At 31.0% G+C, this 12,497-nt stretch carries 9 protein-coding genes; all 9 read right to left on the reverse strand.

Annotated elements, in window-relative coordinates; genetic code table 11:
• Positions 1–39 precede the first annotated feature (39 nt).
• The gene (gene uvrA / locus ACJDTP_RS02880; RefSeq protein WP_173709286.1) at positions 40–2,865 is read right to left on the reverse strand and encodes an excinuclease ABC subunit UvrA; all 2,826 of its coding nucleotides are present in this window, start codon (positions 2,863–2,865) and stop codon (positions 40–42) included.
• A gap of 76 nt (positions 2,866–2,941) precedes the next feature.
• Positions 2,942–4,915, reverse strand: a complete 1,974-nt coding sequence (gene uvrB, locus ACJDTP_RS02885; protein WP_077837802.1) for an excinuclease ABC subunit UvrB — start codon at positions 4,913–4,915, stop codon at positions 2,942–2,944.
• Positions 4,916–5,191: 276 nt separating this feature from the next.
• The gene (locus tag ACJDTP_RS02890) at positions 5,192–6,562 is read right to left on the reverse strand and encodes a signal protein PDZ (protein ID WP_171772962.1); all 1,371 of its coding nucleotides are present in this window, start codon (positions 6,560–6,562) and stop codon (positions 5,192–5,194) included.
• 11 nt (positions 6,563–6,573) lie between these two features.
• Positions 6,574–7,836, reverse strand: coding sequence for a S41 family peptidase (locus ACJDTP_RS02895; protein WP_171772963.1), 1,263 nt, complete (start codon positions 7,834–7,836; stop codon positions 6,574–6,576).
• Between the two features lie 161 nt (positions 7,837–7,997).
• Positions 7,998–8,888, reverse strand: coding sequence for a permease-like cell division protein FtsX (gene ftsX, locus ACJDTP_RS02900; RefSeq protein WP_171772964.1), 891 nt, complete (start codon positions 8,886–8,888; stop codon positions 7,998–8,000).
• Positions 8,878–9,564, reverse strand: a complete 687-nt coding sequence (gene ftsE, locus ACJDTP_RS02905; protein WP_077837806.1) for a cell division ATP-binding protein FtsE — start codon at positions 9,562–9,564, stop codon at positions 8,878–8,880. Before ftsE ends, ftsX begins: the two co-directional genes overlap by 11 nt.
• Positions 9,565–9,690: 126 nt before the next feature.
• Complete coding sequence (locus tag ACJDTP_RS02910; RefSeq protein WP_077842500.1) at positions 9,691–10,545, reverse strand: YitT family protein; 855 nt, start codon at positions 10,543–10,545, stop codon at positions 9,691–9,693.
• 162 nt (positions 10,546–10,707) lie between these two features.
• Positions 10,708–11,652: a transketolase family protein gene (locus ACJDTP_RS02915; protein ID WP_406760457.1), complete on the reverse strand. Its 945-nt coding sequence runs from the start codon at positions 11,650–11,652 to the stop codon at positions 10,708–10,710.
• Entirely contained in the window at positions 11,652–12,473 is an 822-nt protein-coding gene (locus tag ACJDTP_RS02920) for a transketolase (protein WP_012061022.1), read from the reverse strand. Before ACJDTP_RS02920 ends, ACJDTP_RS02915 begins: the two co-directional genes overlap by 1 nt.
• Positions 12,474–12,497 lie beyond the last annotated feature (24 nt).

A 12,497-nucleotide genomic window follows, 5' to 3' on the forward strand; every position in this document is an offset into this window, starting at 1 on the left:
TTCTAAATATGAGTACTCATTCCTTAATATTCATAAGTTTTATCTAAGCACATCTTTTAAATATTTACCTGTATAAGATTCTTGAACTTTACATAATTCTTCTGGAGTCCCACATTTTATAATGGTTCCTCCCTTATCTCCACCCTCTGGACCTAAATCAATTAAATGATCTGCACATTTGATCATATCTAAATTATGCTCAATTACAACTACAGTATTTCCTGTTTCAACTAAACTTTGAAGTATTTCTATTAATCTACTAACATCATCTACATGTAATCCTGTTGTTGGCTCATCCAGTATATAGAGAGTTTTTCCTGTACTTCTCTTTGATAATTCATATGCTAACTTAATTCTTTGAGCTTCTCCTCCTGATAATTGAGTTGAAGGCTGACCTAATCTAATATATCCAAGTCCTACATCATTTAATGTCCTCAACTTATTCTCAATTCTAGGTATGTTTTCAAAGAATTTTAATGCTTCTTCAACTGTCATTTTTAATACATCATCTATATTCTTCCCTTTATACTTTACTTCTAAAGTTTCTCTATTATACCTCTTTCCTTTGCACACTTCACACGGAACATAAACATCTGATAGGAATTGCATTTCTATTTTTATTATTCCATCTCCAGAACAAGCTTCACATCTTCCACCTTTTACATTAAAACTAAATCGCCCTTGCTTATATCCCCTCATTTTAGCTTCTGTAGTTTGTGAAAATAATTCTCTAATTATATCAAATGTACCTGTATAAGTTGCTGGATTAGAACGAGGTGTTCTTCCAATCGGACTTTGGTTTATATCTATTATTTTATCTATATTTTCATAACCAACTATTTCTTTATGGTTTCCTACTGGATTTTTACTCTTATTTACTAATCTATTTAAACCTTTATAAAGTATTTCATTTACTAGAGTACTTTTTCCAGAACCAGAAACTCCTGTAACCATAGTTAAAGTACCAAGAGGAATTGAAACATTTATATTTTTTAAATTATTTTCCTTAGCGCCTACAATTTTTATTTTTTGTCCATTACCTTTCCTTCTCACTGCCGGAATTTGAATTGATTTTCTTCCAGTTAAATATTGACCTGTTATTGATTTTTCACATGCCTTAATTTCATCAAGTGTTCCAGCAACAACTACTTCTCCTCCATGCTCTCCTGCACCCGGTCCAATATCAACAATGTAATCTGCTTCCTTCATAGTATCTTCATCGTGTTCTACAACTACTACTGTATTTCCAACATCCCTTAGATTTTTTAAAGTATGTATTAGCCTGTCATTATCCCTTTGATGCAATCCAATACTTGGTTCATCTAATATATATAGAACTCCCATAAGTGCTGAACCAATTTGTGTTGCAAGTCTTATTCTTTGTGATTCCCCACCTGATAAGGTTCCAGAATTTCTTGATAAACTTAAGTAATCTAAACCAACATCTAACAAAAACTGCAATCTATTTTTAATCTCTTTTATAATCTGCTCACTTATAAGTTTATTTTTTTCTGAAAATTCCACTCCATTTATAAACTCAAGTTCTTCTTTTATTGACATACTTGTAAATTCATATATATTTTTTCCACCAACAGTAACTGCTAGCACTTCTTTTTTCAATCTAGCGCCTTTACATTTTGGGCATGAATCATTGCTCATGTATTGCTCTATTTCGCCCTTTATAAGATCTGAATTACTCTCTCTATACCTTCTGCTTAATGCATTAATTTCCCCTTCAAATGCATAACTATAAATAGCTTTAACTCCATCTTTCACATATTCAATTTTAAGTTTTTTTCCACCTGTTCCATACAACAATAAATCAACATGTTCTTTATCCAAATCTTTTATAGGCTTGCTTAAATCTAATCCATACTCTTTAGTTAGAGCCTGAAGTATTGCATATGTCCAAGAATCTTCTTTTAGTCTTCCACTTCCCCAGCTTGCTATAGCTCCTTCCATAACACTTAGCTCTCTATTAGGTATAACAAGCTTTTCGTCTATCTCCATAAGACTTCCAAGCCCATCACAATGATCGCACTTTCCATATGGAGCATTAAATGAAAATAATCTAGGCGATAGCTCATCAATACTTATTCCACAATCTGGACAAGCAAAATTTTCGCTAAATAAAGTTTCTTCTCCTCCAATAACGCTAATTATAACTAATCCTTCGCCCATCTTTAAAGACGCTTCTACAGATTCTGTAAGTCTACCTTCAATCCCTTCCTTTATAACAATTCTATCAATAACAGCTTCAATATTATGCTTTTTATTTTTATCTAACTTTACTTCCTCTTCAGTTAAGTCATAAATTTCCCCATCAATCCTTGCTCTAACAAAGCCGCTCTTCTTTATATGTTCTAATATTTTTTCATGAGTTCCTTTTCTCCCTTTAACTACAGGTGATAATACTTGAAGTTTAGATCTATCTCCATAACCCATAATTTTATCAACAATCTGATCAACAGATTGTTTAGTAATTTCTTTACCGCACTTTGGACAGTGAGGAATTCCTACTCTTGCATATAATAATCTCAAATAATCATATATTTCAGTTATTGTTCCAACTGTTGATCTTGGATTTTTACTTGTAGTCTTTTGATCTATTGATATTGCCGGTGATAATCCTTCTATATATTCTACATTCGGTTTATCCATTTGTCCTAAAAATTGCCGTGCATAAGAAGATAAAGATTCCACATATCTTCTTTGCCCTTCAGCATATAATGTATCAAAGGCCAAAGATGATTTACCAGAGCCTGATAATCCTGTAAGTACAACTAATTTATCTCTCGGTATTTCTAAACTTACATTCTTTAAATTATTAACTTTCGCACCTTTTATTACTATCTTATCGTTCATTAAACTAACCTCCTACTTAATGGACAATACATAATTCATAGTTTTATGCAATATATCATATATTGATTATTACCCATTACTTTCCATCTTTAATTTCATTAATAATATCTCTAAGCTCAGCTGCTCTTTCGAATTGAAGATTTTTTGCCGCTAAAAGCATTTCTTCTGTAAGATCCTTAATTAACTTATCTTTTTCTTTCTTAGTAAGTTTTTTCTTATCCGCAGCTTTATATTCTTCGACTTCTTCTGCAACCTTTGTTGCTTCTATAATATCTCTTACATCTTTAATTATTGTTGTTGGTACTATTCCATGTCTTTCATTATAATCTTTTTGTATAGCTCTTCTTCTTTCCGTTTCCTTCATTGCTTTATCCATAGACTTTGTTATATTGTCAGCATACATTATAACCTTGCTTTCCGAATTTCTAGCCGCTCTTCCTATTGTTTGTATTAATGATGTTTCTGATCTTAAAAAGCCTTCTTTATCGGCGTCTAAAATTGCAACTAAGGCTACCTCTGGTATATCTAATCCTTCTCTTAAAAGATTTATTCCTACAAGTACATCGTACTCACCAAGCCTCAAATCTCTTATTATTTTCATTCTTTCTATCGTATCAATATCTGAATGCATATAAGTTGTTTTAACACCAAGTTCTATTAAATATTTAGTTAAATCTTCTGCCATACGCTTGGTTAATGTAGTTATTAATATTCTAAATCCACACTCTATCGTTTTATTAATCTCTCCATATAAATCATCAATTTGTCCTTTAATAGGTCTTATAATGATTTCTGGATCTAACAATCCTGTAGGCCTTATGATTTGTTCAGCGATTTCTTCAGAATTATCTATTTCATAAGCCGATGGAGTAGCACTTACAAACACTACTTGATTGATTTTCTTTTCAAATTCCTCAAATTTTAGCGGTCTATTATCATATGCGCAAGGTAATCTAAACCCATAGTCTACCAATGTATTTTTTCTTGATCTATCTCCTGCATACATTGCTCTAACCTGAGGTAATGTTACGTGGCTCTCATCTATAAACATAAGAAAATCTTCCGGAAAATAATCTATTAATGTTTTAGGTGGTGTTCCTGAAGCTCTACCATCTAATATTCTAGAGTAATTCTCAATTCCGCTACAATATCCCATTTCTTTTATCATCTCAATATCAAAGTTAGTTCTTTGCCTTAATCTCTGAGCTTCTAAAAGTTTATCCTGAGCATTAAGTTCTCTAAGCCTCTCCTCTAATTCTCCTTCAATTATGCCAATTGCTTTATCAACAGTCTCTCTAGATGTTGCAAAGTGGGATGCTGGAGTTATGGCTACATGATTTCTTTCTCCTAGTATACTTCCTGTTAATACATCAAATTCTCTTATTCTATCAATTTCATCTCCAAAAAATTCAATTCTAATCCCTTTATTTGAATACGAAGCAGGAATTATATCTAAAGAATCTCCTCTAACTCTAAAAGTTCCTCTTGAAAAATCAATATCATTTCTTTCATATTGAATTTCTATGAGTTTCTTTATAACCTCATCTCTCTCTTTTTCCATTCCAGTTCTAAGACTTATAGTCAACTTTTTATATTCATCTGGATTACCTAGCCCGTATATGCAGGAAACAGATGCGACAATTATTACATCCCTTCTTTCAAAAAGAGCTGAAGTAGCTGAATGCCTTAATTTATCTATTTCATCATTAATTGATGCATCTTTTTCTATAAATGTATCTGTTTGAGGCACATATGCTTCTGGTTGATAATAGTCATAATAAGATACAAAGTATTCTACTATATTATCAGGAAAGAACTCCTTAAATTCCGAACATAATTGCGCTGCTAAAGTTTTATTATGAGCTAATATTATAGTAGGTCTTTGTAATTTTTCTATAACATTTGCCATAGTAAATGTTTTTCCTGAACCTGTTACTCCAAGCAAAGTTTGACCTCTATTATTGCTTTTTATGGAATTGACTAATTTATCGATTGCTTGTGGTTGATCCCCTGTAGGTTTAAATCTCGATTGTATTTTAAATTCTCCCATTATATTACCTCCAATCCGAACAGACATTCGTATCATATGTCTATTTTACTTTTCCTTAAGTATTAAGTCAATAAATTATCTTATTTATTTTAAATGCTTGCTCATGCCTTTAATACTTTCCATATATCTAAAATATTATAATTATTAGATGTTTACTTTATTTAAATCAGTTGTAATTAAAATTATTTATTAAAAAAGATAAAATTTATCTTAAATATCTCTCAAATAAAAATATTATTATTAGCTAAAGAAAAAAGTGGCCAAGCCACCTTCTAATTACATTTTATTATCTTTATTCTTAACATCCTTATCATGTTTTCCATCATTCTCTTTTTCTATTTTATATTCAACTTTATTTTCAGAACCCTTTTCGGAACCCTTTAATGAATTCAAAACATTTTTAAAATTTCCTCCATCGACTGGCACAATATCTTCCTTGCTTACATTTCTAGGTACTACTAAAATTCCAAGCCTAGTATTTTTATTATGCCTAAATTGAATATCTTTTACCATTCCATGAGAATCCTTTATCTTTAAAACTGCATTATATAAGTTTTCCTTTAAAATAGAATAAACTTCCGCTTCGGAATTAATTTTTTTACCATTCACTGATAAAATTTTACTTTGAATATCAACTCCAAATTCCCGCATCCTAGAATCCGCTGACATTTCTAAAACTACCAGCCCTTCTTCATCACTAACAAATTTAGCCACTTGCTTTTTCTCTCGATCTGCCTGAAGCTTAAGCATTAATTCGTGCGCTGTTGGCATGAAAATCACAACAAATATTTCACCAATAATTCCAAACCTAGAAATTTGAGCTGAAGCTATTAGAATAATTCCATAAGCTAGTATGTGTACTCCTGAAGATATAGCTTTTTCTCTTTTACTTTTTGTAAATGTAATTGATGAATAACCTAATACCATATAAAAAGGAACTATAGAAATAATACTTCCAGCTATTAAGGCGAGTCCATATGGTAATTTAATTAATGGCCACCAATCTGGATTAGATATAGATTCTGTCATATAACTCAACATCGAATTATTCCCATTCATAGCAATAATTATTGCTATTGGCAATGCCCAATATCTTTTTAATGCATATCCACCTAAAATTTTATTATCTCTATTTGTAAATACAGGTACAGCTCCTCTATCTCCATCGACAATTACTAATATCCCTTCAATAACATGGAATACTCCTATAAGAATTGCTAAATAAAATATATTTAGATCAAAAACTCCTAAACTATAAGGAATGAATATATTAATCAATTTAATTATAATTACTATACCACCTAGAATTGCTCCCGAATAAGAAAAGCATATTAACCTTGGTCTTATAAGCATTAATAATATTGATATAACAAACAAATACGATATTCCAGAATTTTCACTAAAAACTACACCTAAACTTGTAAGTATTATGCTTCCTATAATTCCACCTATAATTCCTAAAACAAGTTGAGATAGTGTAAGTTCAATAGATGAATTTACACTACCTCCTAAAATTATTTTTTGCATAGTTACTACTTTTTTGTTCTTTGAATGTAGTACCATTATTAAGAGTATTAATAAGAATACTAATGGAGGGGTTACTATAGCACCTGATACGCTCCGTAGCGTATATATAAATAAACCCATTTAATCCCTCCCTATTTAATCTTTTCTCCTATTTTTTCAACCGCTGTCTTTAGCTGCTCATCAGCATTTTTATCATAACTCTTTTCATCAATACCAACAGGTGTTGTAACATCGAAATCTGGGGCTATCCCTTTTTTATGAATATTCTCTCCATTTGGAGTATAATATTTAGAAATAGTTACTTTAAGTCCACCAATATTATCATCAAATTTAACTGTTTGCTGAACTATACCTTTCCCAAAAGTAGTTTTTCCAACAATTGTTGCTGCGCCATAATCTCTTAAAGCACCTGTAACAACTTCTGATGCACTAGCGCTATTTTCATTAACTAGTAATACCAATGGCATGCCTTCAGCATCTCCACCAATTGATAATGAATCATTTCTGTTTTCATATTTATCAATTGTGTAAGTTATTATCTTTCCTTTCGGAATAAACTGTGATGCAACACCTACTGCTTCTGTTAATAGCCCACCAGGATTTTCTCTCAAATCTACTATCAAGCCTTTCATCCCCTGAGATTTCAATTCATCAATAGTGTTTTTGAAATCTTCTGCCGTATTTTCATTCATGAAAGTTTTTATACGAATATACCCTATTGAAGAGTCTAGCATATTTCCGCTTACTGATTCAATCTTTACTTTTTCAGGTGTTACATTAACATCAAATTCATCAGTATCTGCTCTCTTAATAGTCAGTTTTAACTCTGAATTATTTGCCTCTGCAATCATAGACGTTGCTTTTTTTAAATCGTCACCAGACACATCGATATCATTTATCTTTTCTATTATATCATTTTCCTGTAGTCCAGCCCTATCAGCAGGTGCTCCTTTAACAGTATCTAAAATTGTTACCTGTTTATCTTTTAACGTTACAGTAACACCTATTCCTGTCATACTTCCACTACTTTGTTTCATTAAATCATCAAATTCGCTTTGATTCATAAATACGGTATATTGATCATTTAAGGCATTAGTCATTCCCTTAATCGCTCCTTCTAAAAGAGCATTATCATCAATTTCACCATCAAACTTTTCAATTAATTTATCTCTCACTGTAAAAAGTGCTGAATATTTACTCTTATCATTTATCTGCGAAGCTGTACTCTTAACTTCTGGCGATGTTCTTACTAGAAATATCCCTTTAGTAGCAATATAGTTTCCTCCTAAAAAGGATACACATATAAGAAATATTATAAAGATTACTGTTGGTACTAAAAGTATTTTTCTATTTTGCCTTCTATTTGCAAATATGTATTTTCTTGATTCCTTCACCTATAAAGACTCCCTTTCATATGCATCATACATATAATCCCAATATATATCTTTATAGATTAAAGTGGATTATATTGTAAAGTTTTTCTCAAGATTTCATAGTATAAAATACTATTTTTCTTTATTCCTATTTTTATTATATTTACACTTATTTGCAAAAATTATACCACTAAAAATTTCCTTAATGAAATTATACTAGCAATTCCACCAACTACAATACCACCAAGCATAAATTGCCATAATAGAGTTGAGAATATAAATGTTGCTGGTACAAGGCTTACAAATACCAATTGTGAAGCAATCCACCTAACTAGTCCATTATATGCTGCAAATAAAGCTCCACATGCTAATGTTGCTCCAATAAACCCTATTACCATTCCCTCTATTACAAATGGCCATCTAATGAACCAATCAGTAGCCCCTACAAATTTCATAATTCCAACTTCTCTTCTTCTTGAATATACAGTTAGTTTTGTAGTATTCATTATTAAGAATATTGAAACACCTACTAATATTATAAACAATCCAAAACCAACTATTTTTACACCATTTACTATTCCTACAATCTTGTCTACTAATTCTTGTTGATCACCTATAGTCTCAACACCTTCGAAATCTTTTATTCCTTCGCTTACAGCTGATGCATATTCTGGTGATTCCAATTTAACTGTAAATGATGCTGAAAAAGGATTATTTTGCAATGTATATCCTTTTAGTAATCCTTCATTTTCATTCGTAGTACTTTGAAAATTCTTGTACTCTTCTTCTTTTGATTGGTAAATTACATCTTTAACGCCTTCAATTTCTCGTAATTTTATTTCTATTTCTCTTTGATCAATAAGTTTTATATCATCCTTAAGAAATATTTTTAGTTCTACTTTATTCTGAACAGTATTTATTCCTTTGTTTATATTATTAGCAACTAATACGAATATTCCCAAAACAAAGAAAGTTATAAGAACAGTAATTACTGAAGCAATACTAATAGTCTTATTTCTCTTTAAGCTTGTAAATGCATCCTTAATAAAATGTGCAATAGTATTAATTTTCATCTTCGTACTTACCTCTTTTCTCGTCTCTAACGATTTCTCCCTTTTCAATAGCTATAACTCTTTTTTTCATATAGTCAACAATTTCCTTTGCGTGTGTAGCCATAAGAACTGTAGTTCCAGACTTGTTTATATCCTCAAGTAATGACATTATTTCTCTCGCTGTATCTGGATCTAAGTTACCAGTAGGTTCATCAGCAATCAAAACAGATGGATTATTAACTAGTGCCCTTGCTAAAGAAACTCTCTGTTGTTCTCCTCCTGATAATTCATTAGGAAACATCTTATATTTATGAGATAATCCAACTAACGACAATACCATTGGAACTCTTCTTCTTATATCTTTTTGAGATGCTTCTACTACTCTCATAGCAAATGCAACATTTTCATATACGTTAAGAGTTGGTATCAATCTGAAATCTTGGAATACCATTCCTATCTTTCTTCTGTAATAAGGTATTTGCTGCCTAGTAATAGTTGATAAATCTTTATCTCCTATTAATATTTTTCCGTTGGTTGGTTCAATTTCCTTTAAAAGCATTTTTATAAAAGTAGATTTCCCAGATCCACTTGGTCCTACTAAAAATACAAATTCTCCTGCTTCTATCTCAACATTAATATCTGACAAGGCTTTTACATTATTATTGTAAATTTTAGATACTCCTCTAAACTCGATCATACTCAAACACTCCTTCTTTATTGTATATTCCGCAAATTAATTGCAAAACCTACAAAATTAATTATAACATAAGAATACTTTCTAATGTTATACAATTTTATTAAATTTGGAGCCATTTGTTGGTAATTAATGTTGTTTTATATCATTAAATCCTTCACCTAATACTTCATGAACTTCCCCAACTGTTATAAATGCATCAGGATCTACATCTTTTATAAACTTCTTCAATTTTATGAATTGATTCCTACTTAAAACGGCATAAAGTATATTAGTTTCTTTCTCTGTAAATGCCCCAACTCCATTTATAAATGTACATCCTCTATCTAATGTATCTATTATATATCTACTTATCTCATAATTACTTTTACTAATAATAAATATACTTTTACAAGCATTAAATCCTTCTATAACTCTATCAACTATTAAACCAAGTAGTATTATACTTAGCATAGAATACAACGCAACATCCACTCCAAATACAAACGCACTTGCCAAGGTTATTACAAAATCTACTACTAATAAAGATTTTCCTATATCTAAATGAAAAAATATATTTAGCATTTTTGCTAATATATCAGTGCCCCCTGTTGATGCATTTTCATTAAATATAATAGCCATTCCGAATGCTGAAATTAATGTTCCGAAAATAGTTGCCATCATTAAGTCATTTGTGATTGCAACTGGCTTAATGAACCTCTCAATTGCCCATATTATAACTGATAATCCTAAACTAGCATAAATCGTCTTCACACCAAATTTTCCATCAATAAATATAAGTGCGACTATAAATAACAATCCATTTAAAACAAAACTCACTACACCTATTGAAAAAGATGGTATAACTGCATTAATAATTATTGCTATTCCCGTTACTCCACCTGCTGCAATATTATTTGGAGCGTAAAAGTACTCAATAGAAAGCGCAACTAGAATTATCCCAAATGTTATTATTAAATATTCTCTAAACTTTGATTTTTTCATTGTCATCTTCCCCTTTTAATTTTTATTTATATTAGAATTTCTCTCATAGTTTCCCTTGTTTATTTTTGATTATTCAAAAATAGAAAATGCAAGATCCTCAGCTATTTCATAAGCTTTGTATCTTGCATTTTCGGTATGTTATATTCTATTATTCTAGGTTGATTATTTCTTTAATGAAATAGCTTTCTTACTATGCTCTACTATGGCTTCTACTGTTAATCCATACGCTTTTAATAATTCGTTTGGCTTACCACTTTCACCAAAAGTATCTTTTATCCCAACTTTTAATACTGGTACTGGACATTCTTCTGTTAAAACTTCAGCGACTGCTGAACCTAAACCACCAATTATACTATGTTCTTCTGCTGTAACTATTGCTCCTGTTTCTCTCGCTGCATTAGCTAATAGCTCTTTATCAATTGGTTTTATTGTATGTATATTTATTATTCTAGCATCAATTCCATCTTTAGCCAACTCTTTTTTAGCTTCTAACGCTAATTCAACCATTAGTCCTGTTGCAACTATAGTAACATCGTTACCTTCGGCTAATGTCACACCTTTTCCAATTTCAAACTTATAATTCTCTATGTTATTTACAGTACTAACAGCTAATCTTCCTAATCTAACATAACAAGGTCCATTGTATTCTGCTATAGCTAATATTGCTGACTCAGTTTCTATATCATCTGCCGGATTAATTACAGTCATATTTGGAATACTTCTCATTAGTGATATATCTTCGATAGATTGATGAGTCGCTCCATCTTCTCCAACTGTTAATCCTGCATGGGTTGCACAAATTTTAACATTCAAATTTGGATAACATATAGAATTTCTTATTTGCTCAAAAGCTCTTCCTGCTGCAAACATTGCGAAAGTACTAGCAAACGGAATTTTCCCACAAGTTGAAAGCCCCGCTGCAACTCCCATCATGTTTGATTCTGCTATTCCCATATTTATAAATCTTTCTGGTGAAACAGCTTTAAAATCAGCTGTTTTAGTTGATTTCGATAAATCAGCATCTAGTACTACAACATCTTTATTTAAATTTGAAAGTTTTACTAACGCTTTACCATAAGCTTCTCTAGTTGCTACTTTATTTCCCATTAGTTTTCCCCTCCAATTTCCTTTAATGCTTGCTCACATTGTTCTTTATTTGGAGCAGTTCCATGCCATCCTGCTTGGTTTTCCATAAATGAAACGCCTTTACCTTTTACTGTGTTGCATATAATTGCAGTTGGTTTTCCTTTAACTTCCTTTGCTTTTGCAATAGCATTTATAATTTCATCATAATCATGACCATTTATAGTCAAAACGTTCCATCCAAAAGCTTCAAATTTTTTATCTATAGGACCAGGATTCATAACATCTTCTATGTTCCCATCTATTTGTAGTCCATTATTATCTATAAATGCAGTTAAATTATCTAATTTGTAGTGAGCCGCAGACATTGATGCTTCCCAAACTTGGCCTTCTTCAAGCTCTCCGTCTCCTAAAATAGCGTATACTCTATAATCCTTCTTATCAAGTTTTCCTGCTAATGCCATTCCAACAGCAGCAGAAATTCCTTGTCCTAGCGAACCTGTAGACATATCAATTCCTGGTAAATCATTCATATTAGGATGTCCTTGTAATCTTGAGCCTGTTTTTCTTAGGCTCTTTAACTCTTCTACTTCAAAATATCCCTTTCTAGCTAAAGCACTATATAATGCTGGTGCCGCATGACCTTTTGATAAAACAAATCTGTCTCTATTTGGATCTTTTGCGTTAGATACATCTATGTTCATTTCTTTAAAGAATAGTACAGACATAATATCAGCTATTGACAAAGAACCTCCTGGATGACCTGATGATGATTCTGTAAGCATAGAAACTATATCTTTTCTCATTAACTTTGAGATTTCTTCAAGTTTGTATTCATTATTCATTATACAACCCCCTATTATTAATTT

This window comes from Candidatus Clostridium helianthi, assembly GCF_045310795.1.
Lineage (GTDB): Bacteria > Bacillota > Clostridia > Clostridiales > Clostridiaceae > Clostridium > Clostridium helianthi.